This window comes from Streptomyces sp. NPDC107546, from assembly GCF_055639175.1.
Map to the genome: position 1 here is coordinate 14,517 of NZ_JBVKBA010000008.1, position 24,823 is coordinate 39,339.

Sequence of the window (24,823 nt, forward strand, 5' to 3'; positions counted from 1 at the left end):
GACGGTCAGGGCACGTGCCGGCGTGCCCGCAGCGCCAGGCTCAGCGTCAGGACCGTCTGCGGGTCGTCCAGATCCGTGCCCAGCAGCTCCCCGATCCGCGCCAGCCGGTTGTAGAGCGTCTGCCGGTTCAGATGCAGCTCGCGGGCCGTCTCCGCCTTGCGGCCCGCATGCGCCAGATACGCCTGAAGCGTCGGCAGCAGCGGCGGCTTCGAGCGGTCGTCGTGCTCCCGCAGCGGGCCGATCGCGCGGTCCACGAACGCCGCCAGGTCCGGATGGTCGCGCAGCCGCCACAGCAGCAGGTCGATGTCCAGACGGCGGGCGTCGTACCAGGGCAGCTCCGGCAGCCCCTGCGCCGCCGTCGCGGTCTCCGCCGCGTGCCGCAGCCCCGCCGACGCCGAGGCCCAGCCACCCGCCACCCCGACCACCACCACCGGCGGCCTGCCGCCCGGCCGCCGCATACCCGCCCGCTCCACGCCCGCCCGCAGCGTCGCGGCCACCCGGTCGGCGACCGCGGCCCGCTCCGACTCCGAGCGCAGCCCCAGCAGCAGCGGCACCCGCCCCTCCACCGGCCGCACGCCCAGCAGCACCGGCACGCCCAGCGACGCCAGCTCCTCCGCGACCGCCCGCGCCAGCACCGCCCAGCCCCCACCGCCCGGCGTCGGCCCGTCCGCGAGGCGCATCACCACCGGCAGCAGCGGGCTGCGGCCCGGCTTGAAGCCCAGCACCCGGGCCTGGGCGGGCGCGTCCTCGGCGGCGATCCGGCCCTCGGCGAGGTCGGTGAGGAAGTCGCCGCGCCCGCGCGCCGCCAGCTCCTCCTCCTGCCGGGCCTGCATCAGCACCACGGCGAGGCTGCTTGCCGCCCGCTCGGCGGCGATCCGGTGCACCGGCGCCACCGGCCCGCTCACCGGGAGCAGCACCAGCCGGGCCCGTACGGACCCCGCGCCGGGCCCGCCGCCGGGCACGTCCACGATCACCGTTCCGGCGGGCGGCGCGTCCTTGTGGTGGCCTCGCAGCCCCTCCCACACCTGCAAGGGGTCCGTGTCCGCGGGGCCGGTCCCGGCGGCGTAGAGCAGCTGACCGTCGGCGGTCTCCAGGAACACCGGATTGCCGCCGAAGTCGGCCAGGATGCCCAGGACCTGCGGCACCCCGCCCCCGCCGAGCAGCGCCTCGGTGCAGCGACGGTGCACTTCCTCGGCCCGCTGGAGCAGCGCGTAGTGCCCGTTGACGATCTCGGTGTGGATCTCCTCGGTGACCGTCACGAACGGCACCTCGCGGTGCAGCTGCACCAGCGGCAGCCCGGCGGCCTTCGCCGACTCGACGAGGGTGGCGGGCAGCCGGGTGAACCGGGTGCCCAGCTCCACCACCAGGGCCGCGATACCGCGCTCGGCCAGCGTGCGTACGAACGCCCGCTGGTCGGCGGGGCGGGTGCCGAGCCCGTACCCGGTGGTCAGCAGCAGCTCACCGCCCTTGAGCAGCGAGGCGATGTTCGGCACCTCGCCCGCGTGCACCCAGCGCACCGTGCGGCCCAGCCGGTCGGCGCCCGCCAGCACCTCCGGCAGCCCGCTGCGCAGCCCGGGCAGCTCCAGCGCCCGCCGCACCGTGATCCCGGCGCCCTCGGTGCCCGGGAGGTCGAAACGGCTGTCCATGCGGCGACGCTACCTGCGCCGACGCCCCGGGCACAGCGCCGGGCCCCGGTCAGAGGGGCTGGATGTTGTGGTTGTAGCGGAACACGTTGTCCGGGTCGTAGCGCCGCTTGACCCGCGCCAGCCGGTTGAGGTTCTCGGTGCCGAGGCCGGCCACCACCCGGTCCCTGCCCTCGTCCCCGATGAAGTTCAGATAGACCGCGCCCGTGCGCCAGGGCCGGACGTCGGCGCGCACGTCCCGGACCCACCGCAGGGCCCTCTCGTCGTCGGCCGGGTCCTCCCAGACGCCGAAGGGGTGCACGGTCCAGGAGGCGTCCCGGTAGGGGACCGGGTACTCGGAGGGCCCGGCGGCGATCGCGCCGCCCTGGGGGAACAGCACGTGCCGACAGGAGCTGGGAACGGGCATCGAGGGGGCGCGGGCGCAGAAGACGTCGACCAGTTCGTCGGGCAGGCCGGTCAGATACTCGGCCGACCAGTGGTTCCGCAGTCCGGGCGGGTTGTCGAGCATGCACTGGACGTCGGCGTACGGCATCGCGGACACGACCTCAGCCGCGTGCGGCAGTGCCAGCAGCGGCTGGGCGAGCCCCCGCAGGTCGTCCTCGCCGCCGACGTACGTGACCAGCACGGCGCACAGCAGCGTCCCTACCAGGTGATCGGGGACGAACGGCTCGGGCGGACCGGTGATGTACAGCACGGCGCCGCCCACCTCCGGCGGACCGGTGGCGATGACGTCGCGGTAGGTACGGACCGCCTCCGGGCCGGTCTCGGGCACGAACATGAGCAGGGCGAGGGAGAACTCGGGCAACTCGTGCAGTTTCAGCGTGAGCGCGGTCGCGACACCGAAGTTGCCGCCGCCGCCGTGCAACGCCCAGAACAGCTCCGGGTGCTCCCGGGCGGTGGCGAGCACCGTGGAGCCGTCCGCGGTCACCAGTTCGACGCCGAGCAGGTTGTCGACGGCGAGGCCGAAGGCCCGGTCCAGCCAGCCGTTGCCGCCGCCGAGCACGAAGCCGCCGACGCCGGTGCTGGAGACCCGGCCGCCGGTGGTCGCGAGCCCGTGGGGCTGGGTGGCACGGTCCAGATGGCTCATCACCGCTCCGCCCTCCACCCGCACAGACGCCGATCCGGGATGGACCGTCACCCCGTGCATCCGGCGCAGGTCCACCACCAGACCGTTGTCGTTGAGCGCCATGCCCGCGACGCTGTGTCCACCGCCCCGAACGGCGATCTTCAGATCCAGCTCCCGGGCGAAGCGCACCGCCCGTACGACGTCGGCCTTCCCCTCGCACTGCGCGATCACGGCAGGATGGCGGTCGATCATCGCGTTGAAGACCGTCCGTGCCCCGTCGTAGCCCGGATCACCAGGGGCGAAGACCTCGCCGGCCAGCTCCGCCCGGAGCGCGGCGAGCGCCGTGCGCGCCTTCGAAAGGGGAGCCATCGCAGCCGCCCCCTTCCAGCCGGGGTACAGATCCGACTTCAGCGTAGGCGGGCACGGCACAGCGGTCCTGTCCGGCGGAGAGCTCAGCCCCCGTACGCCCCGGAAGCCGTCAGCCGCAGTGCCGTGTCGATCAGCGGCACGTGGCTGAACGCCTGCGGGAAGTTGCCGACCTGACGCTTCAGGCACGGATCCCACTCCTCCGCGAGCAGCCCCACGTCGTTGCGCAGTGCCAGCAGCTTCTCGAACAGCTTGCGGGCCTCGTCCACACGGCCGATCATCGCCAGGTCGTCGGCCATCCAGAACGAGCAGGCGAGGAACGCGCCCTCGTCACCCGGCAGGCCGTCCACGCCCTCCTCGTCGCCCGAGGTCGGGTAGCGCAGGATGAAGCCGTCCGACGTGGACAGCTCGCGCTGGATCGCCTCGATGGTGCCGATCACCCGCTTGTCGTCCGGCGGCAGGAAACCCATCTGCGGGATCAGCAGCAGCGAGGCGTCCAGCTCCTTGGAGCCGTAGGACTGCGTGAAGGTGTTGCGCTCCTTGTCGTAGCCCTTCTCGCACACGTCCCGGTGGATGTCGTCGCGCAGCTCGCGCCACTTCTCCAGCGGGCCGTCCGCGTCGCCGGACTCGATCAGCTTGATCGTGCGGTCCACCGCCACCCAGGCCATCACCTTGGAGTGCACGAAGTGCCGGCGCGGGCCGCGCACCTCCCAGATGCCCTCGTCCGGCTCGTCCCAGTGCTGCTCGAGGTAGCGGATCAGCTTCAGCTGGAGCAGGGAGGCGTAGTCGTTGCGGGCGAGCCCGGTCATATGGGCCAGGTGCAGGGCCTCGGTGACCTCTCCGTACACGTCCAGCTGCAGCTGGTGCGCGGCACCGTTGCCCACGCGCACCGGGGCCGAGTTCTCGTAGCCGGGCAGCCAGTCCAGCTCCGCCTCGCCCAGCTCCCGCTCGCCCGCGATGCCGTACATGATCTGCAGGTTCTCCGGGTCGCCCGCCACGGCCCGCAGCAGCCACTCGCGCCAGGCGCGCGCCTCCTCGCGGTAGCCGGTGCGCAGCAGCGACGACAGGGTGATCGCCGCGTCCCGCAGCCAGGTGTAGCGGTAGTCCCAGTTGCGCACGCCGCCGATCTCCTCCGGCAGGGACGTCGTGGGCGCCGCCACGATGCCGCCGGTCGGCGCGTACGTCAGGGCCTTCAGGGTGATCAGCGAGCGGATGACGGCCTCGCGGTAGGGGCCGTGGTACGTACAGTGCTCGACCCACTCGCGCCAGAAGTCCTCGGTCGCCTCCAGCGACTGCTCGGGCTCCGGCAGCGGCGGCGGCTCCTTGTGCGAGGGCTGCCAGGAGATCGTGAACGCGAACCGGTCACCGGGTGCGACCGTGAAGTCCGCGTACGTGGTCAGACCCTTGCCGTAGGTCTCGGCCTCGGTGTCGAACCACACGGAGTCAGGTCCCGCGACGGCCACCGTGCGGCCCTCGTGCTTGTGCACCCACGGCACGATGCGCCCGTAGGAGAAACGCATGCGCAGAGCCGACCGCATCGGCACCCGGCCCGTGACGCCCTCGACGATCCGGATCAGCTGGGGCGCGCCGTCGCGCGGCGGCATGAGGTCGATGACCCGGACCGTGCCGCGCGGGGTGTCCCACTCGGACTCCAGGATCAGCGACTCGCCGCGGTACGTGCGCCGGGTCGCCCGCGGCGGCTCGGCGTCCGACGCGTGGGCCGGGCCCAGCCGCCAGAAGCCGTGTTCCTCCGTGCCGAGCAGTCCCGCGAAGACGGCATGGGAATCGAAGCGGGGCAGGCACAGCCAGTCCACGGTGCCGTCCCGGCAGACCAGCGCCGCGGTCTGCATGTCTCCGATGAGTGCGTAGTCTTCGATGCGCCCGGCCAATGCAACTCCAGTCGAACGGCCACGTCGCCCCGAGGGGCGGTCGCTCTGTGCGGTCATGGGGGTCATGAGAAACGCGTTGTCCACCGACCCATTCGAAAATGATGCAGTCGATGTTCAACGAACTGACGAGCTCTTGTTGTTCCGGTGACCGGCGGGGGTGGTGCCGTTTTCCGGGAGGGCTCGGCAGAGAGTGTCCGAGCAGGATACGACGCACGTACATGATCCGCGTGCCCCGCCGGGCAACCGGGCTGCCCCGAACGAGTGAGCCGTGGGTGAAACACCGGTGAAAACCTCTTAAGGTTCGCGCGTCCGTGGTGACACGTGCGCGGAGCGTGGCCGGAAGCAGTCCCCTCGCGGCGCTGATACGCTGGTAGCCCGTGGACCGGTGGGCTCGAAACCCCCGAACCGCAGCGACGGCACCCCCGAAAAAAATACTTCGGGACCCAGCCGTACCGCACCCCAGACCGCGACCACGGGAGCCCCCTCTTGGCCATGCCGCCCGCTGCTTTTCGAAACAGCAAAGCCACGACGACCAAGCACATCTTCGTCACCGGGGGTGTCGCCTCCTCGCTCGGCAAGGGTCTGACCGCCTCCAGCCTCGGCATGCTGCTCAAGGCCCGGGGCCTGCGCGTCGTGATGCAGAAGCTCGACCCGTACCTGAACGTCGACCCGGGCACGATGAACCCCTTCCAGCACGGTGAGGTGTTCGTCACCAACGACGGCGCCGAGACCGACCTGGACATCGGGCACTACGAGCGCTTCCTCGACCGCGACCTGGACGGCTCGGCGAACGTCACCACCGGGCAGGTCTACTCGACGGTGATCGCCAAGGAGCGGCGCGGCGAGTACCTGGGCGACACCGTGCAGGTCATCCCGCACATCACCAACGAGATCAAGCACCGCATCCGGCGCATGGCCACCGACGAGGTGGACGTCGTCATCACCGAGGTGGGCGGCACGGTCGGCGACATCGAGTCGCTGCCGTTCCTGGAGACCGTCCGCCAGGTCCGCCACGAGGTCGGCCGCGACAACGTCTTCGTGGTGCACATCTCGCTGCTGCCCTACATCGGCCCCTCCGGCGAGCTGAAGACCAAGCCCACCCAGCACTCCGTGGCCGCGCTGCGCAACATCGGTATCCAGCCGGACGCGATCGTCCTGCGCTGCGACCGCGAGGTCCCCACCGCGATCAAGCGCAAGATCTCCCTGATGTGCGACGTCGACGAGGCCGCCGTCGTCGCCTGCCCCGACGCCCGCTCGATCTACGACATCCCGAAGGTCGTGCACTCCGAGGGCCTCGACGCCTACGTCGTCCGCAAGCTGGACCTGCCCTTCCGCGACGTGGACTGGACGACCTGGGACGACCTGCTCGACCGGGTCCACAACCCCGAGAACGAGGTCACCCTCGCCCTGGTCGGCAAGTACATCGACCTGCCCGACGCCTACCTCTCGGTGACCGAGGCGCTACGCGCGGGCGGCTTCGCCAACAAGGCCCGGGTGAAGATCAAGTGGGTCACCTCCGACGACTGCAAGACCCCGGCGGGCGCCAAGAAGCAGCTGTCCGACGTTGACGCGATCTGCATCCCGGGCGGCTTCGGCGACCGGGGCGTGTCCGGCAAGGTCGGCGCCATCCAGTACGCCCGTGAGAACAGGATCCCGCTGCTCGGCCTCTGCCTCGGCCTGCAGTGCATCGTGATCGAGGCCGCGCGCAACCTGGCCGGCATCCCCGACGCGAACTCCACCGAGTTCGACGCCGCCACCGCCCACCCGGTCATCTCCACCATGGCCGAGCAGCTCGACATCGTCGCGGGCGAGGGCGACATGGGCGGAACGATGCGGCTCGGCATGTACCCGGCCAAGCTCGCCGAGGGCTCGATCGTGCGCGAGGTCTACGACGGCAAGGAATACGTCGAGGAGCGCCACCGCCACCGCTACGAGGTGAACAACGCCTACCGCGCCGAGCTGGAGAAGAAGGCGGGCATCGTGTTCTCCGGGACGTCGCCCGACGGCAAGCTCGTGGAGTACGTGGAGTACCCGCGCGAAGTGCACCCTTACCTGGTGGCGACCCAGGCGCACCCGGAGCTGCGCTCCCGCCCGACCCGCCCGCACCCGCTGTTCGCGGGCCTGGTGAAGGCGGCCGTGGAACGCAAGAACGGGAAGAACGGCAAGTAACACAGGGCCTGTACGGTGGCCGGGGTACGCGTCCTCACGGAGGCGTACCCCGGTTTCGTGCAAGGCGTGGGAGGAACAGGGCGACATGGCGACGATCAAGGACACCGCCGAGGAGTGGGAGATCCGGGCGAGCGAGACCCCGTTCGTCGGCAACAAGACCTCCGTCCGCACCGACGACGTGGTCATGCCGGACGGCTCGGTGGGGCGCCGCGACTACCAGGTCCACCCCGGGTCCGTGGCCGTCCTCGCCCTCGACGACCAGGACCGGGTGCTGGTCATCCGGCAGTACCGCCACCCGGTGCGCCAGAAGCTGTGGGAGATCCCGGCCGGTCTGCTCGACGTCCCCGGTGAGAACCCGCTGCACGCCGCCCAGCGCGAGCTGTACGAGGAGGCGCACCTCAAGGCCGAGGACTGGCGTGTGCTGACCGACGTCTACACCACGCCCGGCGGCTGCGACGAGGCGGTGCGTATCTTCCTCGCCCGCGACCTGTCCGAGGCCGACGGGCAGCGCTTCCAGGTGGAGGACGAGGAGTCCGACATGGAGCTGGCCCGGGTGCCCGTGGCGGACCTCGTGGGGGGCGTCCTGGCGGGCGACCTCCACAACAACTGCCTCGCTGTCGGCGTGCTGTCGCTGGTCGCCGCGCGGACCGGCGAAGGCCTGGACGCCCTGCGCCCGGCCGAGGCTCCGTGGCCGGCCCGGCCGTTCCAGGCGTGACGCCTCCGGCCCGGACGCCTGCCTCAGGGGCTCCGCTCCTTCGCCCCCGGAGCCTTTGGTCGTACCATCGCCTGATCCGATCGGGGGACCTGTGCGCCGTGCTCCGCCGGGATCGTCGCGGAGCGTCAACTAGGCTCTGACAGCGACCCGCCCGAGGCTTCGGCGGGCCCGTGTGCGCAGTGGACGGGAGCGTGGCCCGTGACGGATCAGGCGGTGGACACAGACGGCGGCGTGCGATCGGACAGCGATCCGCGTCCTGTTGTCGGCCACGGTCGGTTCCTCGGTCGCACACGGGAGTTGAAGGAGCTCCGTGCCGACATCGAGCGCGCAGGCCTGGACACCCTCTCCGGACGCAAGGCACCCCGCGCCCGCGTGCTGCTCGTCGCGGGCCGCCCCGGTTACGGCCGCACCGGGCTCGCCGAGGAACTGGTGCGCCAGGTCGCAAACGCCTACCCGGACGGCGTGCTGCGCGCCCGCCTCAGCGAGCCCGACGGCACCCCCGTCCCCACCGAGCGCACCGCCCGCGAGCTGCTGAGCGCCCTCGGTGTGCCCACCCCGCCCGGGGCCGACGAGGACGAGCTGGGCCAGGCGGTGCGTGAGGCCCTCACGGGGCGCCGTGCGCTGCTGCTGCTCGACGACGCGGTGTCCGCCGAGCAGGTGGACGCGGTGCTGCCGGACGCGCCCGACTGCCTCGTCGTCGCCGTAGCCCAGGGCCCGCTGACCGGCATCGCGGACGTGCGCCCCTGCACCCTCGGCGGCCTCGACACCAAGGCCGCCCTGGAGCTGCTCACCCGGTACGCCGGCTCCGTGCGCGTCACCGTCGACCCACGTGCCGCCGAGGGGCTCGTCGAGGAGTGCGCGGGCCAGCCCGCCGCCCTCGTTCTCGCCGGCGGCTGGCTGGCCGCCCAGCCCAAGGCCGCCGTCGCCGACCTCGCCCGGCACCTGCGTACCGGCACCGAGGACGGACCGCCGCTGGCCCGCGCCTTCCGGCTCTCCTACGAGGCGCTGCCGGGTCCCGCCCAGCGGATGCTGCGCCTGCTGTGCCTGGCCCCGGCAGGTCTGCCGGATCCGCACACCGCCTCCGCGCTGGCCGGCTGCCCGGTGGACACCGCCCGCACCGCCCTCGACGACCTCGTGGACCGCGGCTTCCTGCGGCGCCTTGCGACACCGCTGCCGCAGTACGAGGTCCCGGGCTGCCTGCTGCCCCTGCTGCGCGCGCTCGCCGAGCGTCACGACCGCCCGGCCGAGCTGCAACTGGCCCGCGCCCGGATGCTGGAGCGGACGGTACGGCTGCTGCAGTCCTGCCGGGCGATCACCGAGACCGACAGCCCCCAGGCCCGCGAGAAGCTCACCGGGCTGCCCCGCGAGTTGCGCTTCGCGAGCCCCCGAGCGGCCGAGGACTGGCTGCGCCTACGCCAGCCCGCGCTGCTGGCCTCGGCCCGGCTCGCGGTGGCCGACGGCGAGCTGGACACCCTCGCCCGGCGCCTGATGGCCGCACTGGTGCGGGCCATGGTCGCCCACTTCGGCACCCGGGCGGCCGCGCCCGAGCTGTACGGCATCCACCGGCTCGTCCTCGATGTCGCCGAGCGCCGCGGCCTGCACCGCGAGAAGGCGGCGGCCCTGCTGAACCTCGCCGACGTGGACGCGCGGACCGGCCGCACGAGGGAGGCACTGGCCCGCTACCGGGACGCGCTGGACGCCGCACGGGCCGGCAACGACCCGTATGCGACCGGCCGCGCGATGGAATCCGTAGGCGGCGCCCACCAGGAGCTCGGGGACTTCGACCGGGCGGCCGACTGGTACGGCAGGGCCCTGGCCCATCGCCTCGCCCGCGACGAGCGCGCGGAGGCCGCGCGACTGTACGGTCGCCTCGCCACCGTCCAGACCTATGCCGGCCGCTACGGCGAGGCGCAGCGCAACTGGCGCGCGGCGATCGCTTCGCACCGCAGGAGCGGCGATGTGGCCGCGCACGCCCGGGCGTTGAGCGAACTGGCCCGCGTCCAGGAGTACGCCGGACGTCCCGAGGAGTCGCTGCGCACCTGCGAGGAGGCCGTCGAGTGGGCGCGGCAGGCCGACGACACCCGGCTGCAGGCGGCGCTCGGGCTCCGGGTCGCCGACACCCTGGAACGTCTCGGCGACCCGGCGGCCGCCGCCCTGCACCGGTCGGCGGCCGAGCGCATGCTGGGAGACGGCGCGCAGGAGGGCCCACCGGTCCCGGAACACAGCGCTAACGCCTGCGAAATCCGTAGTACACCCGCTGAAGATTGATGCAATGAAAGGCTAGACAGCGGGAACACCTTCATTAAACTGGCTTCGCCGCACGTTCTCCTGCGGTGTCTCCCGGTGTGCTCCCGTGCGTCCGGGTATGTCTTGCAATGCCCCCACATTCCCTGAGCCAAGGACCGTGATCGACGTGAAGGTCGGCATCCCCCGCGAGGTCAAGAACAACGAGTTCCGGGTGGCCATCACCCCCGCCGGCGTGCACGAGCTGGTGCGCCACGGCCACCAGGTCGTCGTCGAGCGGAACGCCGGTGTCGGCTCCTCGATCCCGGACGAGGAGTACATCGCCGCAGGCGCACAGATCCTGGACACCGCCGACGAGGTGTGGGCCACCGCCGACCTGCTGCTGAAGGTCAAGGAGCCCATCGCCGAGGAGTACCACCGCCTCCGCAAGGACCAGACGCTCTTCACCTACCTGCACCTGGCCGCCTCCAGGGAGTGCACGGACGCCCTGCTCGAGTCCGGCACCACGGCGATCGCCTACGAGACGGTCGAGCTGTCGAACCGGGCGCTCCCGCTGCTCGCCCCCATGTCCGAGGTCGCGGGCCGGCTCGCCCCGCAGGTCGGCGCCTACCACCTCATGGCCGCCAACGGCGGTCGCGGTGTGCTGCCCGGCGGCGTCCCGGGCGTGCCCGCCGCCAAGGCCGTCGTCATCGGCGGCGGCGTTTCGGGCTGGAACGCCGCGCAGATCGCCATCGGCATGGGCTTCCACGTCACCCTGCTCGACAAGGACATCAACAAGCTCAAGGAAGCCGACAAGATCTTCGGCACGAAGATCCAGACCGTCGTCTCCAACGCCTTCGAGCTGGAGAAGGCCTGCCTGGACGCCGACCTCGTCATCGGCGCCGTCCTCATCCCGGGTGCCAAGGCCCCCAAGCTGGTCACCAACGAGCTGGTCTCCCGGATGAAGCCCGGAAGTGTCCTTGTCGACATCGCGATCGACCAGGGCGGCTGCTTCGAGGACTCGCGCCCGACCACGCACGCCGAGCCGGCCTTCCGGGTCCACGAGTCGGTCTTCTACTGCGTCGCCAACATGCCCGGCGCCGTCCCCAACACCTCCACCTACGCGCTGACCAACGCCACGCTGCCCTACATCGTCGAACTCGCCGACCGGGGCTGGGTCGAGGCCCTGCGCCGCGACGCCGCGCTGGCCAAGGGCCTCAACACCCATGACGGCAAGGTGGTTTACAAGGAGGTCGCCGAGGCACACGGCCTGGAGCACGTCGAGCTCGAGTCCCTGCTCGGCTAGGTCGTCACCAGGCCGGCCACGGGTACGGGTTCGATTTCCTGTGCCCACAAGGCGATAGGTCAACAGGCCTCGTCAACACCGCTCATCCGGCCGGACCTTGCCCGACAAGGTCCGGCCGGGTGTGTGTATGGTCACTTTGCGACACTCGTTCAAGTCGCCTCGAACGTAACCCTTCCACCGTTTCGCACACCGGTGAAACCGGGCGAACGACGCCCGGACGCCCTTGACAGCGGGATGTTTCATTGCCGACACATCGATCCGGGTCCGGCGGATTGTGTTGCTGCGGACCGCCGACACGCCATAGAGTCGCCAACCGTCGGCATGGTGCCACGCTGACCTATCTAGAAGTTTCCTGGTCACCAAGGAGGTAAGACGACTTGTGAATGAGTCGACATTTACTCCCGGGGGTGGTCAACCAGGAATGCCTGCGCGGGGCACGGGCCCCAGGGGGCTCGAGGCTGTCGGCTCCGTTGCTGTCCGTACCTTCGCAGCCCACCAGAGCCAGAGCCCCCACATGGCTCAGACAGCACACCAGAGCATGGATGGCCAACACGTGAACGCCATGTCCGGCGACGGAAGTGGCGGAGTCCACAACCACTTCGCCGACTACGAAGAGCTGCCCGAGGGGCACTTCTACGACCCCGACGCCGAATACGAGCCAGATCCCGAGTACGCGGCCACGCTCGCGCCCGACGCGGCCCGGCAGCGCCGCGAGCGCATCGGCCCCACCGGCCGCCCACTGCCGTACTTCCCGATCCCCGGACCGCTGACCGATCACGGCCCGGCCACGATCATCGCGATGTGCAACCAGAAGGGCGGCGTCGGCAAGACCACGTCGACCATCAACCTGGGTGCCGCGCTCGCGGAGTACGGGCGCCGGGTGCTGCTCGTCGACTTCGACCCGCAGGGCGCGTTGTCCGTGGGCCTCGGCGTGAACCCCATGGAGCTGGACCTCACCGTCTACAACCTGCTCATGGAGCGGGGCATGTCGGCGGACGAGGTTCTGCTGAAGACCGCGGTCCCCAACATGGACCTGCTGCCGAGCAACATCGACCTCTCGGCCGCCGAGGTCCAGCTGGTGTCGGAGGTCGCGCGCGAGTCCACGCTCCAGCGGGCGCTCAAGCCGCTGCTGCCGGACTACGACTACATCGTGATCGACTGCCAGCCCTCGCTCGGCCTGCTCACCGTGAACGCGCTCACCGCGGCGCACAAGGTGATCGTGCCGCTCGAGTGCGAGTTCTTCGCGCTGCGCGGTGTCGCGCTGCTCACCGAGACCATCGAGAAGGTCCAGGAGCGGCTCAACCCCGACCTCGAGCTCGACGGCATCCTCGCCACGATGTACGACTCCCGGACCGTGCACAGCCGTGAGGTCCTCGCACGCGTCGTCGAGGCGTTCGACGACCACGTCTACCACACGGTGATCGGCCGGACCGTGCGCTTCCCGGAAACCACGGTCGCCGGTGAACCGATCACCACGTACGCCTCCAACTCCGTCGGTGCCGCCGCCTATCGCCAGCTCGCCAGGGAGGTGCTCGCCCGGTGTCACGCCGAGTGAGTCTGCCGGGGGCCGACGAACTGTTCCGTACCACCGGGGGAACGGCGCTCCAGGCGTCCACTCCCAGGCGCCAGGCCAATGGCGAGGCCCGGGTGCCGGCTCCCGCGGGCGAGAGCGACCCGGCGGCCCCGGCGGAGGACGCACCGCCGTCGGTGCCCGTGCAGGGCGGCGACGGGGAGGGCGACGAGCACGTCGCGGCGGACGCGGAGGCCGGGGAGTCCCGTGCACGGTCCGCCGCCGCGGAGCGGACCGCGCGGCGTGGCGCGGCGGCGCAGGAAGGTTCTGCCGGTTCCTCCGCGGCCTCGTCCACGGCCCAGCAGCGCAAGCGGGGGCGTGCGGCCGGGCGGCGGCCCAGCGGCCGCGAGCGGCACGACGAGAAGATCACCGTGTACGTGTCCGCGGAGGAGCTGATGGACCTCGAGCACGCACGGCTGGTGCTCCGGGGCGAGCACGGGCTCGCGGTGGACCGCGGGCGGATCGTGCGGGAGGCCGTCGCCGTGGTGCTGGCGGATCTGGAGTCCCGAGGGGACGCGAGCATTCTCGTACGTCGGCTCCGGGGGCGGTAAGAGGTAGCCTGCGACGGCTATGACCTCGAACGACGGCTCCGCTTCCGCTACCGGTTCCTCCGGCTTGGGCGGGCGTCGGCGTGCGCTGGGGCGGGGCCCCGGAGCGGCACCGGTCGCACCGACGGCGCCTGCCCAGGAGGCGGAGCCGCTCGAAGAGGCAGCGCCGGCCGCCGATCCCGAACCTCGGCCCGAACCCGAAGCTCGGCCCGACCCCGAAGCTCGGCCCGATCCCGAACCCGAACATCGGCCTCGGCGGGAACCCGAGTCTCGGCGTGAACCTGAGCGTCGGCCTGGCCCCGAGCCTCGGCGCGAGCCTGAATCCCCGCCTCAGCCCCGACCGGGGGTCGCGGACGAGGAGCCCCAGGCCCCCGCACCTGCCGTCGACGAGACCGAACCCGGCGACGGTGTCTTCAAGGTCCGGCTCGACAACTTCGAGGGGCCCTTCGATCTGCTCCTGCAGTTGATCTCCAAGCACAAGCTCGACGTGACCGAGGTCGCCCTGTCCAAGGTGACCGACGAGTTCATGGCGCACATCCGGGCCATGGGTCCGGACTGGGACCTGGACCAGACGACCGAGTTCCTCGTCGTCGCCGCCACGCTGCTCGACCTCAAGGCCGCGCGACTGCTGCCCGCCGCCGAGGTGGAGGACGAGGCCGACCTCGCGCTGCTGGAAGCCAGGGACCTGCTGTTCGCGCGGCTGCTGCAGTACCGCGCGTACAAACAGATCGCCGAGATCTTCAACCGGCGCACCGACGACGAGGCCCGGCGGTATCCCCGTACCGTCGGCCTCGAGCCCCACCATGCCGAGCTGCTGCCCGAGGTCGTCATCAGCATCGGGCCCGAAGGGTTCGCGAAGCTCGCCGTCAAGGCGATGCAGCCCAAGCCCAGGCCGCAGGTGTATGTCGACCACATCCACGCCCCGCTCGTCAGCGTGCAGGAGCAGGCCGGGATCGTCGTGGCCCGGCTGAGAGAACTCGGGGAGGCCAGCTTCCGGGCGCTGATCGAGGACACCGACGACACCCTCACCGTCGTCGCCCGCTTCCTCGCCCTGCTGGAGCTGTACCGCGAGAAGGCCGTGGCGCTGGAGCAGGAGGCCGCCCTCGGCGAGCTGGTCGTGCGCTGGACCGGTGGGGACGGGGACACCGACGTCATGGTCACCGACGAGTTCGACCGGCCGCCAGAGGAGCCCGAGCCGGCCAAGGAGGAGGAGGAGAAGGCGTGAGCGAGGACACCATCGACGCACCGGCAGGGCTGAACACCGTCGCCGGCCTCGACCTCAAGCCCGCTCTCGAGGCCGTCCTCATGGTCGTGGACGAGCCCGCCACCGAGGAGCACCTGGCGAAGATCCTGGAGCGGCCCCGGCGGCAGATCGCGGACGCGCTGCGCGAGCTGGCGGACGAGTACACCGTGCAGGGCCGCGGCTTCGAGCTGCGGTTCGTCGCGGGCGGCTGGCGCTTCTACACCCGCGCCCAGTACGCCCCCGCCGTGGAGCGGTTCGTGCTCGACGGGCAGCAGGCCCGCCTCACCCAGGCCGCCCTTGAGACCCTCGCCGTGGTCGCGTACCGTCAGCCGGTCAGCCGCAGCCGCGTCTCGGCGGTGCGCGGAGTGAACTGCGACGGGGTCATGCGCACCCTCCTCCAGCGCGGTCTGGTCGAAGAGGCGGGCACGGAACCCGAAACAGGTGCGATCCTGTACAGGACGACGAACTACTTCCTGGAGCGGATGGGCCTGCGCGGCCTGGACGAGCTTCCGGAGCTCGCGCCCTTCCTCCCGGAGGCGGAGGCGATCGAGGCCGAGACCCAGGAGGGCGTACCGTCGTTCGACCCGGACGCTCCCGATGCTCCGGACGCAGACGACGATCACACGACGAAGACGACGACGGAACTTTGATGCGAAGCAGCGGCAGCGGCAAGAGCGGCGGACGCGGTAACTACCGCGGTGCCGGCAACGACAGGGACCAGAAGCAGGGGCAGGGCCGCCCCCGCAAGCCCCGCCCCGAGGAGCGCCGCTACGACGTCGGCCCGGGCGCGACGAAGGACGGCCCGAAGTCCGGGCGCGGCGGCGCGGCCCGCGGTGGCGCCAAGGGCGGCCCGAAGCAGTCCCAGCAGTCCCAGCAGCGGGGCGGGCGCGGTCGTACGGCCCCGGCGCGCCCGCGCGAGTACGAGGCGCAGATCGAGGAGCGCAACCGCGAGCGGTACGCGGGCAAGAAGGACCTCAAACTGCCCAAGACCTTCCCGGGTGCCGAACAGGAGGGCGAGCGCCTGCAGAAGGTGCTCGCGCGCGCGGGCTACGGCTCCCGGCGCGCCTGCGAGGAACTGATCGAGCAGGCCAGGGTCGAGGTCAACGGCGCGATCGTCACCGAGCAGGGCCTGCGGGTCGACCCCGAGAAGGACGAGATCAAGGTCGACGGGCTGACCGTGGCCACGCAGTCGTACCAGTTCTTCTCGCTCAACAAGCCGGCCGGTGTCGTCTCCACCATGGAGGACCCGGAGGGCCGCCAGTGCCTCGGCGACTACGTCACCAACCGTGAGACCCGGCTCTTCCACGTCGGCCGGCTCGACACCGAGACCGAAGGCGTCATCCTGCTCACCAACCACGGTGAGCTGGCCCACCGGCTGACCCACCCCAAGTACGGCGTGAAGAAGACCTACCTCGCGCACATCGTGGGCCCGATCCCGCGCGACCTGGGCAAGAAGCTCAAGGACGGCATCCAGCTGGAGGACGGGTACGCGCGCGCGGACCACTTCCGGGTGGTCGAGCAGACCGGCAAGAACTACCTCGTCGAGGTGACCCTGCACGAGGGGCGCAAGCACATCGTGCGGCGCATGCTGGCGGAGGCCGGGTTCCCTGTGGACAAGCTGGTCCGCACCGCGTTCGGGCCGATCACACTGGGGGACCAGAAGTCCGGTTGGCTGCGGCGGTTGTCGAACACCGAGGTCGGCATGCTGATGAAGGAAGTCGATCTGTAACGCCTGAGAACTCGGTGCTTGATGCCGGGTGGCGTCTGCGGCTTGGTCGTGGTTGATCGCTCCCCCACGTTTCTGGACTTCGCTCGAACAGGGGGGAGCCCCATCGCGGCGGAGCCGCACATCGTCACAGCCCCGCGCCCCTATCGCGGCGCGGGCTTGCCCTACGCTGGTGACCTGATGTTTTCCGTAGATCAGCAAGGAGCACCACCGTGGCGGTACGAGCGGTTCGTGGCGCCGTTCAGCTCGAGCGGGACGAGGCCGGGCACATGGACGAGCAGGTCGGTGCCCTGCTCACCGCCATCCTGGAGCGCAACGGGCTGACCACCGACGATCTGATCAGCATCTGGTTCACGGCCACGCCCGATCTGCACAGCGACTTCCCGGCGGCAGCCGCCCGGGGGCTCGGCATCGTCGACGTGCCGCTGATCTGCGCCCAGGAGCTGGACATCGAGGGCGCGATGCCCCGGGTCGTCCGCATCCTCGCCCACATCGAGTCCGACAAGCCGCGCGCGGAGATCGCGCATGTCTACCTCGGTGCCGCCGCCGCTCTGCGCAAGGACATCGCCCAGTGAGGACCGCACTTGTCATCGGCACGGGGCTGATCGGCACGTCCGCGGCCCTGGCGCTCGCCGCCCGCGGGGTCACCGTGCACCTCGCCGACCACGACCCTGAGCAGGCCCGTACGGCCGCCGCGCTCGGAGCCGGGACCGACGAGGCGCCCGAGCGTCCGGTCGACCTGGTGATCGTCGCCGCCCCGCCCGCCCACGTGGCCGCCGCGCTCGCCGACGCCATGCGGCGCGGCCTCGGGCGCGGTTACCTCGACGTGGCCAGCGTCAAGGGCGGACCGCGTCGCGAGCTGGAGGCGCTCGGCCTCGACCTGACCCCTTACATCGGCACACACCCCATGTCGGGCCGCGAGAAGTCGGGCCCGCTGGCGGCCAGCGGCGACCTCTTCGAGGGGCGGCCCTGGGTGCTGACCCCGACCCGGGACACCGACACCGAGGTGCTCAACCTCGCCCTGGAGCTGGTCTCGCACTGCCGTGCCGTGCCCGTCGTCATGGACGCCGACGCCCACGACCGGGCCGTCGCGCTCGTCTCGCACATGCCCCACCTGGTCTCCAGCATGGTCGCCGCGCGCCTGGAGCACGCCGAGGAAGCGGCCGTACGGCTGTGCGGGCAGGGCATCCGGGACGTGACCCGGATCGCGGCCTCCGACCCCCGGATGTGGATCGACATCCTGTCCGCCAACCCGGGCCCGGTCGCCGACCTGCTCTCCGAGATCGCCGCCGACCTCGACGAGACCGTCCAGGCCCTGCGGGCCCTGCAGTCCTCCGACGAGGCCAAGCGGCGCGAGGGCACCGAGGGGATCGAGGACGTGCTGCGCCGCGGCAACGCCGGGCAGGTCCGGGTGCCCGGCAAGCACGGCAGCGCCCCGCGGGCGTACGAGACCGTGGCCGTCCTCATCGACGACCAGCCCGGCCAGCTGGCCCGTATCTTCGCGGACGCGGGCAGGGCCGGGATCAACATCGAGGACGTCCGCATCGAGCACGCGACGGGGCAGCAGGCCGGCCTGGTCCAGCTGATGGTGGAGCAGACCGCCGCCCCGGTGCTGAGCGCCGCGCTGCGGGAGCGGGGCTGGGTGATCAGGCAGTAGGGCGGCCGCAGAACCGGTCACAGGTCCGCGCCGGGCGCTGCGGCAACCGGGTGACGAGCGGGCCCGGCATACCGGGCCCTGCGAGCCAGTAACCTTGTCCGGGGCGCCCTCGCGTCCCGCCCGTCCACCCACCCGCCACACCCCACCAGGAAGGTGTTCCCACCGTGGAAAACGGCGCCGCCCGGACCGCCCCGGCAGTGATTGTCGCCATCGACGGCCCCGCCGGCACGGGCAAGTCGAGCACGTCGAAGGCTGTGGCCGCACAGCTCGGGCTCAGCTACCTGGACACCGGCGCCCAGTACCGGGCGATCACCTGGTGGATGGTGAACAACGGCATCGACATAGCGGACCCCACGGCCATCGCGGCGGTGGCGGGCAAGCCGGAGATCGTCTCCGGCACCGACCCGAAGGCCCCCACCATCACCGTGGACGGCACGGACGTCTCCGGGCCGATCCGTTCCCCGGAGGTCTCCTCCAAGGTCAGCGCGGTCAGCGCGGTGCCCGAGGTGCGGGCCCGGATCACCGAGCTGCAGCGCTCGCTGGCCGCCTCCGCCGAGAACGGCATCGTCGTCGAGGGCCGCGACATCGGCACGACCGTGCTGCCCGACGCCGACCTGAAGATCTTCCTCACCGCCTCCCCGGAGGCACGCGCCGCCCGCCGCAACGGCGAGCTGAAGGGCGTGGACCTGCACACCACCCGAGAGGCGCTGATCAAGCGGGACGCGGCCGACTCCAGCCGCAAGACCTCCCCGCTCGCCAAGGCGGACGACGCGGTCGAGGTGGACACCACCGACCTCACCCTGCAGCAGGTCATCGAGTGCGTCGTCACCCTCGTCGAGGAGAAGCGGGCCGGGAAGTGACCGAGGCTCCTTCCGCGCGGAGCGCCGAAGTCGGGCGACGTATCGGCGTCCCGCTGATGTACGGGCTGTGGAAGCCGCGCGTGCTCGGCGCGTGGAGGGTGCCCGCGAGCGGCCCGGTGATCCTCGCCGTGAACCACTCCCACAACGTCGACGGGCCCATGGTCATGGGCGTGGCGCCCAGGCCGACACACTTCCTGATCAAGAAGGAGGCGTTCGTCGGCCCCCTGGACCCCTTCCTGCGCGGCATCGGCCAGCTGAAGGTGGACCGCACGTCCGCCGACCGCACGGCCATCACCCAGGCGCTCGGCGTGCTCCAGAACGGGGGAGTCCTCGGCATCTTCCCCGAGGGCACCCGCGGCGAGGGCGACTTCACCTCGCTGCGCGCCGGGCTCGCCTACTTCGCGGTCCGCAGCGGGGCGCCGATCGTCCCGGTCGCGGTGCTGGGAAGTTCCGAGCGACGGGGACGGTTGATAAAGGGGCTGCCCCCGCTGCGCAGCCGCATCGACGTCGTCTTCGGCGACCCGTTCCAGGCGGGTGACGGCAGCGGGCGGCGTACGCGCAAGGCGCTGGACGAGGCGACCGTGCGCATCCAGAAGCAGCTCACCGAGCACCTGGAAAACGCCAGGCGTTCCACCGGGCGCTAGGCGACACTTGAGTAGTGGATCATCGTAGGCGCGGTGCTCCACCGATCACCACGATGAACGAGGTACGGACTTCATGAACGACCAGATCCAGCCCGACGGCTCGGCCGAGCACGAGTACGAGCACGGGGCGCTCGGTGACGCCGAGTACGCGGAGTTCATGGAGCTCGCCGCGGAAGAGGGCTTCGACCTCGAGGACGTCGAGGGCGCCATCGAGGAGGCCGGACACGGCCCGCTCCCGGTGCTCGCCGTCGTCGGCCGCCCCAATGTCGGCAAGTCGACCCTGGTGAACCGCATCATCGGCCGCCGCGAGGCCGTCGTCGAGGACAAGCCCGGCGTCACCCGCGACCGCGTCACCTACGAGGCCGAGTGGGCGGGCCGCCGCTTCAAGGTCGTCGACACCGGCGGCTGGGAGCAGGACGTCCTCGGTATCGACGCCTCCGTGGCCGCACAGGCCGAGTACGCGATCGAGGCCGCCGACGCGGTCGTGTTCGTCGTCGACGCCAAGGTCGGCGCCACCGACACCGATGAGGCGGTCGTCCGGCTGCTGCGCAAGGCGGGCAAGCCCGTGGTGCTCGCCGCCAACAAGGTCGACGGCCCGAGTGGCGAGGCCGACGCGGCGTACCTGTGGAACCTCGGCCTCGGCGAGCCGTACCCGGTCTCGGCGCTGCACGGCCGTGGCACCGGCGACATGCTGGACGCCGTCCTCGAGGCCCTGCCCGAGGCGCCCGCCCAGACCTTCGGCGCCGCCGGGGTCGGCGGACCGCGCCGCGTCGCCCTGATCGGCCGCCCGAACGTCGGCAAGTCCTCACTGCTGAACAAGGTCGCCGGCGAGGAGCGCGTCGTCGTCAACGAACTTGCAGGCACCACCCGCGACCCGGTCGACGAGCTGATCGAACTCGGTGGCAGGACCTGGAAGTTCGTCGACACGGCCGGCATCCGCAAGCGGGTGCACCTCCAGCAGGGCGCCGACTACTACGCCTCGCTGCGCACCGCCGCCGCCATCGAGAAGGCGGAGGTCGCGGTCGTCCTCATCGACGCCTCCGAATCCATCTCCGTCCAGGACCAGCGCATCGTCACCATGGCGGTGGAGGCGGGCCGTGCGCTCGTCCTCGCCTACAACAAGTGGGACACCCTCGACGAGGAGCGCCGCTACTACCTGGAGCGTGAGATCGAGACCGAGCTGGGCCAGGTGGCGTGGGCGCCGCGGGCGAACGTCTCGGCGCGCACCGGCCGCCACATGGAGAAGCTGGTCCCGGCGATTGAGACCGCCCTCGCGGGCTGGGAGACCCGGGTGCCGACGGGCCGCCTCAACGCGTTCCTCGGCGAGCTGGTGTCCGCGCACCCGCACCCGGTCCGCGGCGGCAAGCAGCCGCGCATCCTCTTCGGCACGCAGGCGGGCACCAAGCCCCCGCGGTTCGTGCTCTTCGCCTCCGGCTTCATCGAGGCGGGCTACCGCCGGTTCATCGAGCGGCGGCTGCGCGAGGAGTTCGGCTTCGAGGGGACGCCGATCCACATCTCGGTCCGCGTGCGCGAGAAGCGCGGCAAGAAGAAGTGACGTGACGTGAAGGGCCGGCCTCGACGGAGGCCGGCCCTTCACGTGTTCTGCGTCCTCTGCCGCCCCGCTCACAGTCCCCTGCGTGGTGCGGGCGGCAGCGCCGGGACGTGGTGCGTGCCGCGCGCGTGCCGCGCCACCTGCTGCCACACGCTGGCCGCCGAGGCCGTATGGCCGTGGTGGGCGGCCAGGTGCCCGGTCCCGTGCTGGGGGGACGCGGAGAAGGCGGTGAAGCCCAGCTCCTCCTCGCCGCTGCGGTCGCCCGGGCACGCCCGGAAGGCCCTGACGTACTCGGCGTAGAGCGCGTCGTAGATCGGCGTGGCGGAGGGGGCCTGGGCCGCTGCCCCGGAGCGGATCGGCTGATAGGACTGGCGGCGGGGGACGTCATATGCGTGCACGTAGGTGCCAACGACCCCGCCGCTCAAGGGATGCGCACGATTAGTCCGCTTCGTCGGCAGCGGCGGCGCCCTGAAGAGAGCCCAGGCCTCAGATGCCCGCCAGCGGCAACGCCGCGGCCACGAGGTTGCCGTTCGCCGCCGCCCTGTCCAGTGCCTCACGCAGCAGGTCCTCGCGCGGCTGACGCCCGATCGATCCCACCGGCGCGGCGAACATCAGCACCTGCTGGTGCTTGTTGGCGGCCGCCCGCCACCCGTCCGTCACCTGCAGCGGCTGGTGGGCCTGCCACCATGCCACCGGCTGCCCGCCGTGCGCCCCGGGCTGCAGCACCGCGTGCAGCTGGCCCACGGCGAGCAGCACCGACCAGCCGTGCAGCACCGGCGGCACCGACTCGATCGCCGTCAGCGGCGTGAAGCCCTGCTCGATGAGCAGCGGCAGGAAGTCGTCGCCGATCCCGGTCGTGCCCGGGCGCGCGATCGGCGCGGTCGGCTCCACGACGAGCGCCGGGTGCAGCTCTCCGGCGAGCAGGACGAGTCCGCTGGTGACACCGAGCACCGCCTGCTCGGGGACGGCCGTGCCGGGCCCGTGGTCGGCGGTGATGGAACGGACGGCGCCCTGGAGCTGTTCCTCGGTGACCTGGACGACCTGGGAGGGCAGGCAGGTGGCGTGGGCGAAGGCGAGGACGGCCGTCTCCTCGCCGACGAACAGGACGGTGCTGGTGCGCTCCTGGTCGGAGTCGCCCGGGGTGCGGCAGGAGGTGCAGTCGTAACTGCCCGGGGTGTTGTCTCCGGCGAGCAGCCGGTCGGCTTCTTCGTCGCCGATCTCGGCGCGTACGGCGTCGCTGACGTCGAGCATGCGCGGCACGGGTGGCTCCCTCGGGATGCGGTACGTGACGGTGCCGGGTGGCTCCCGGCCCATGAGCCCGGGGGTCCCCGGCTCATGAAGATGACAACGGACGATCTGTGGCCGGAGTCACGCCCGAAGGCGAACGGAATCGAACCAACCAGCGCGCAGGGTGAAGCTCGCTGCGGAATCGGTTACTCCATGTCAACTTCTCTCGGTTCGCTGCGAGTTGGTTCCGTGAACTGACTCACAGCCTGTCGCGTTCGCTGGTCGACAAATCCGGAAATCAGCGAATTAAGTGGGTGGCCTAAAATCGACGATACCCGCGGTAACGGCCAACTGGCCTGGAATGACATGGAGTTGGTTGATTCCGGGCCGCCGACCTCCTTACATTCCTCCGCCGTGTGCAACGAGCACCGCCCGGGTACGTCCACCGGCCGCGCCGCACAGCCGGCGCGCAGCACCACCTCCGGCGGACGGGGCGGAGTGCGACGACCGCGTTCCATGCGCGGGACGGCGCGCCTCGCCTTGGGGGATCCGGGTCTGTGGAGAGGGAATTACATGTCTGAATGTGCCGATAACGCCCGTAAGACTCGTACGACCCGTAACTCGGCGGTCCTCGCCGGCGCGGCCCTGCTCGCCCCGCTCGGACTGCTCGCCGCGACCGGCAACGCCGCCGCGGCCGACGGTGGAGTGTGGGACCGCATCGCCCAGTGCGAAAGCGGCGGGAACTGGCACATCAACACCGGCAACGGCTACTACGGAGGACTGCAGTTCTCCGCCGGCACCTGGCGCGCGTACGGCGGCACGGCCTACGCGCCGACCGCCGACCAGGCCTCCCGGCAGGCGCAGATCGCCGTCGCCACCAAGGTCCAGCAGGCCCAGGGCTGGGGCGCCTGGCCGGTCTGCTCGCAGCGCGCCGGAGCCTACGGCAGCGCGCCCGCCGCGTCGGGCGCCGAGGTGAGCACCCGCTCCTCCTCGAAGGCGACCACCACCGAGTCCGCCCCCGCGAAGCAGTCGTGGAAGGCGCCGCAGCGCTCGACGGGCCACGTCAACCGCAGCGCGTCCCGCGGTGACTACACCGTGCGCCAGGGCGACACGCTCAGCGGCATCGCCGAGCGGCACGGCACCACCTGGCAGCGGCTGTACGAGCGCAACAAGGCGGTCATCGGCGGCGACCCCGACCTGATCGTTCCCGGGCAGCGACTCGAACTCTGACCGCGCCCGCTCCTCGGGCCCCGACGTCACAGCGGGACGTCGGGGCCCGAGGCGTTCGTGCACGGCGGACGGGCCACCGCACACCGCGCCCGGGCGCAGCCGGCCCCGCCTTCGACGACGCGCACGAGCCGCCCGACCGTGGGAGGCTGAGAGGACGCGGAGGGCCGGCTCGGCCGGGGCGGTGTGTACGCCTGTCGCGGTGTACCGCATTCACCGGCCCCGCCCCGTCCGGCTGCGCGGTTCGGTCCACCGCACCCGGGCGGTGCCGCTCGGTGGCGCCCAGACAGTTCGGAAGGCCGGGCGCAGCGCACTGAGAAGGGGGCGCCCCGCATGATGACCGAGGCCCCACGCGCCGCCCTGCCCGTTTCCGCCGACTGCGTCGCCGACACCGCGGGGGGACTGACCTTCGACATCGGCGGCACCGCCGAGGCGGGCCCCGCCCATCTGGTGCTGCGCCGCCGCGACGGCGAGGAGTGCGCGCTGCCACTGGCTCCCGCCGAGGGCGGCCGGCTGCGCGCCGCCCTGCCCAGCAGCGTCGATCTGCCCGAGGGCCGCTGGGACGCCTACGCACGGTTCGCCGAGGACGAGCCGCATCCCCTCGTTCCGGGTGTCAACGACCTGCGGTCCCTCGTCGACCGCGTGCCCGGTGAAACGACCGCCCGGATCGCCGTCCGCATCCCGTACACCACCAGGCAGGGCACCTTGGCCGTCCGCAGCTGGCTGCGCGCCCCGCACGCCGAGGCGGAAGAACTGCGGATCGCGCAGGGTGCGTTGACGGTGAGCGGCCGGCTGTACGGCAGCGGGCTCGCGCCCGACGCCTATACCGAGGTCCGCGAGCGGACGGGCGCCAAGGAGGTGCTCCGCGCGGACGTCACCGCCCGGGAGTCGGAGTTCGGCTTCACCGTGCCCTACGCGCCGCTCGCCCCCGGAACCTGGGACCTGTGGCTGCGCCCGGCGGGGGAGGAGGGGCCGCGGGTGCGGATCGCGCGGCTGCTGGACGACGTCGTGGACAAGAAGCCGGTCTTCCGCTACCCGAGGGCGGCGGTGCGGGCGCAGCACGGCGAGGTGCGGGCCTGGCCGTACTACACCGTCGACAACGACCTGTCGGTGACCGTCAGTGCCGTGAGGTGACCCGCCTCCCGTATCCCGCGGACAGAACCTGTCCGCGGGGGCTGGCAGACTCGGGCCC

The 24,823-nt window shown here is 71.7% G+C and carries 21 protein-coding genes; 16 read left to right on the forward strand and 5 right to left on the reverse strand.

Going from position 1 to position 24,823, the window contains the following annotated elements; genetic code table 11:
• Nucleotides 1-5 precede the first annotated feature (5 nt).
• The 3 genes from ACZ7L1_RS13810 to ACZ7L1_RS13820 form a co-directional block, all read right to left on the reverse strand.
• Nucleotides 6-1,646 (reverse strand): PucR family transcriptional regulator, encoded by a 1,641-nt coding sequence (locus tag ACZ7L1_RS13810; protein ID WP_471436979.1) that lies wholly within the window; start codon nucleotides 1,644-1,646, stop codon nucleotides 6-8.
• Between the two features lie 49 nt (nucleotides 1,647-1,695).
• On the reverse strand, nucleotides 1,696-3,078 hold the full coding sequence (locus tag ACZ7L1_RS13815; protein WP_471436981.1) for an FAD-binding oxidoreductase: 1,383 nt from the start codon (nucleotides 3,076-3,078) through the stop codon (nucleotides 1,696-1,698).
• A gap of 83 nt (nucleotides 3,079-3,161) precedes the next feature.
• Nucleotides 3,162-4,964 carry a glycoside hydrolase family 15 protein gene (locus tag ACZ7L1_RS13820; protein ID WP_471436983.1) on the reverse strand — a complete coding sequence of 601 codons (1,803 nt, stop codon included), beginning with the start codon at nucleotides 4,962-4,964 and terminating at the stop codon, nucleotides 3,162-3,164.
• A gap of 492 nt (nucleotides 4,965-5,456) precedes the next feature.
• On the opposite strand from ACZ7L1_RS13820, the gene ACZ7L1_RS13825 reads away from it, so the two are divergent.
• The 14 genes from ACZ7L1_RS13825 (at nucleotide 5,457) to der (ending at nucleotide 21,180) form a co-directional block, all read left to right on the forward strand.
• Complete coding sequence (locus ACZ7L1_RS13825; RefSeq protein ID WP_471437387.1) at nucleotides 5,457-7,133, forward strand: CTP synthase; 1,677 nt, start codon at nucleotides 5,457-5,459, stop codon at nucleotides 7,131-7,133.
• Nucleotides 7,134-7,218: 85 nt separating this feature from the next.
• Nucleotides 7,219-7,848, forward strand: a complete 630-nt coding sequence (locus ACZ7L1_RS13830; RefSeq protein ID WP_471436984.1) for an NUDIX domain-containing protein — start codon at nucleotides 7,219-7,221, stop codon at nucleotides 7,846-7,848.
• 198 nt (nucleotides 7,849-8,046) lie between these two features.
• Complete coding sequence (locus ACZ7L1_RS13835; protein ID WP_471436986.1) at nucleotides 8,047-10,116, forward strand: tetratricopeptide repeat protein; 2,070 nt, start codon at nucleotides 8,047-8,049, stop codon at nucleotides 10,114-10,116.
• Nucleotides 10,117-10,252: 136 nt separating this feature from the next.
• Nucleotides 10,253-11,377, forward strand: coding sequence for an alanine dehydrogenase (gene ald, locus ACZ7L1_RS13840; RefSeq protein WP_471436988.1), 1,125 nt, complete (start codon nucleotides 10,253-10,255; stop codon nucleotides 11,375-11,377).
• 421 nt (nucleotides 11,378-11,798) lie between these two features.
• A complete protein-coding gene (locus ACZ7L1_RS13845) occupies nucleotides 11,799-12,932 on the forward strand; it encodes a ParA family protein (RefSeq protein ID WP_471436990.1) in 1,134 nt (377 codons plus the stop codon).
• Nucleotides 12,917-13,498: a hypothetical protein gene (locus tag ACZ7L1_RS13850; RefSeq protein WP_471436992.1), complete on the forward strand. Its 582-nt coding sequence runs from the start codon at nucleotides 12,917-12,919 to the stop codon at nucleotides 13,496-13,498. Before ACZ7L1_RS13845 ends, ACZ7L1_RS13850 begins: the two co-directional genes overlap by 16 nt.
• A gap of 19 nt (nucleotides 13,499-13,517) precedes the next feature.
• Nucleotides 13,518-14,720, forward strand: a complete 1,203-nt coding sequence (locus ACZ7L1_RS13855; protein WP_471436994.1) for a segregation/condensation protein A — start codon at nucleotides 13,518-13,520, stop codon at nucleotides 14,718-14,720.
• Complete coding sequence (scpB, locus tag ACZ7L1_RS13860; protein WP_471436996.1) at nucleotides 14,717-15,388, forward strand: SMC-Scp complex subunit ScpB; 672 nt, start codon at nucleotides 14,717-14,719, stop codon at nucleotides 15,386-15,388. The genes ACZ7L1_RS13855 and scpB overlap by 4 nt, the downstream gene beginning before the upstream one ends.
• A complete protein-coding gene (locus tag ACZ7L1_RS13865; RefSeq protein ID WP_471436997.1) occupies nucleotides 15,388-16,467 on the forward strand; it encodes a pseudouridine synthase in 1,080 nt (359 codons plus the stop codon). The genes scpB and ACZ7L1_RS13865 overlap by 1 nt, the downstream gene beginning before the upstream one ends.
• Nucleotides 16,468-16,676: 209 nt before the next feature.
• Nucleotides 16,677-17,039 carry a chorismate mutase gene (gene aroH / locus ACZ7L1_RS13870; protein ID WP_471436999.1) on the forward strand — a complete coding sequence of 121 codons (363 nt, stop codon included), beginning with the start codon at nucleotides 16,677-16,679 and terminating at the stop codon, nucleotides 17,037-17,039.
• Nucleotides 17,036-18,121, forward strand: a complete 1,086-nt coding sequence (locus tag ACZ7L1_RS13875) for a prephenate dehydrogenase (RefSeq protein ID WP_471437001.1) — start codon at nucleotides 17,036-17,038, stop codon at nucleotides 18,119-18,121. Before aroH ends, ACZ7L1_RS13875 begins: the two co-directional genes overlap by 4 nt.
• 164 nt (nucleotides 18,122-18,285) lie before the next feature.
• Nucleotides 18,286-18,981, forward strand: a complete 696-nt coding sequence (cmk, locus tag ACZ7L1_RS13880) for a (d)CMP kinase (protein ID WP_471437002.1) — start codon at nucleotides 18,286-18,288, stop codon at nucleotides 18,979-18,981.
• Entirely contained in the window at nucleotides 18,978-19,625 is a 648-nt protein-coding gene (locus tag ACZ7L1_RS13885; RefSeq protein WP_471437003.1) for a lysophospholipid acyltransferase family protein, read from the forward strand. The genes cmk and ACZ7L1_RS13885 overlap by 4 nt, the downstream gene beginning before the upstream one ends.
• Before the next feature lie 73 nt (nucleotides 19,626-19,698).
• A complete protein-coding gene (gene der / locus ACZ7L1_RS13890; protein ID WP_471437004.1) occupies nucleotides 19,699-21,180 on the forward strand; it encodes a ribosome biogenesis GTPase Der in 1,482 nt (493 codons plus the stop codon).
• A 68-nt stretch (nucleotides 21,181-21,248) separates the two neighbouring features.
• On the opposite strand, the gene ACZ7L1_RS13895 is transcribed toward der, so the two are convergent.
• Together ACZ7L1_RS13895 and ACZ7L1_RS13900 are read right to left on the reverse strand one after the other, a co-directional pair.
• Nucleotides 21,249-21,575, reverse strand: coding sequence for a hypothetical protein (locus ACZ7L1_RS13895; RefSeq protein ID WP_471437005.1), 327 nt, complete (start codon nucleotides 21,573-21,575; stop codon nucleotides 21,249-21,251).
• A gap of 88 nt (nucleotides 21,576-21,663) precedes the next feature.
• Entirely contained in the window at nucleotides 21,664-22,437 is a 774-nt protein-coding gene (locus ACZ7L1_RS13900) for a hypothetical protein (protein ID WP_471437007.1), read from the reverse strand.
• 540 nt (nucleotides 22,438-22,977) lie between these two features.
• Here ACZ7L1_RS13900 and ACZ7L1_RS13905 point away from each other — a divergent pair.
• Together ACZ7L1_RS13905 and ACZ7L1_RS13910 are read left to right on the forward strand one after the other, a co-directional pair.
• A complete protein-coding gene (locus ACZ7L1_RS13905; protein WP_471437009.1) occupies nucleotides 22,978-23,634 on the forward strand; it encodes a transglycosylase family protein in 657 nt (218 codons plus the stop codon).
• Between the two features lie 333 nt (nucleotides 23,635-23,967).
• The gene (locus ACZ7L1_RS13910) at nucleotides 23,968-24,765 is read left to right on the forward strand and encodes a hypothetical protein (protein ID WP_471437389.1); all 798 of its coding nucleotides are present in this window, start codon (nucleotides 23,968-23,970) and stop codon (nucleotides 24,763-24,765) included.
• The last annotated feature ends 58 nt before the right edge of the window (nucleotides 24,766-24,823 follow it).